This window comes from Seonamhaeicola marinus (assembly GCF_008085455.1).
On the sequence record NZ_VSDQ01000188.1, the window covers coordinates 1 to 594 of the forward strand.

The 594-nt window shown below is 32.7% G+C and carries 1 protein-coding gene; it reads right to left on the minus strand.

All coding sequences use genetic code 11. From position 1 onward, the window contains the following. Window positions 1-594 (minus strand): amidohydrolase family protein (locus FUA24_RS02925; protein ID WP_148540002.1); only part of this gene is annotated, 594 nt, incomplete at both ends.

Genomic DNA, 594 nt, shown 5'->3' on the forward strand with positions numbered 1-594 from the left:
TATATAGGTTTGTAATGTTTTAAAATGTACTAAATCTTCAACCACAATAAAATCGGCTAAATCACCTTCTTGTAATAAACCGACCTCTAACCCATAATGCTTTACAGGATTAACACAAGCGGCTTGTAATACTTTAAAAACATTTATATTTTTAGCAATAGCTCTGGCACATAATTGATTAATATGGCCTAACATTAAATCGTCTGGGTGCTTATCATCACTACAAAACATAATGTTTTCAAAATGTTTGGGCAATAAATCAATTAAAGCTTCAAAATTTTTAGCAGCACTACCCTCTCTAATTAGTAGTTTCATACCTTTTTGAAGTTTTTCTAAGCCTTCATTATAAGTAAAACATTCATGGTCGGTTGTTATTCCAGCAGCAATGTAAGCATCTAAATCTGTACCCGTAACACCTGGTGCATGCCCATCAATTGGTTTGTTATATTGTTTTGCTAAACGCAGTTTTTTATGCACCTCTTCATCATTAAAAATTACGCCTGGGTAATTCATCATTTCTGTGAGGTATTTTATATCTGGGTTTTGAAGCAATTGTGCAATATCATTAGAGTTTATAATAGCTCCAGCAGTTTC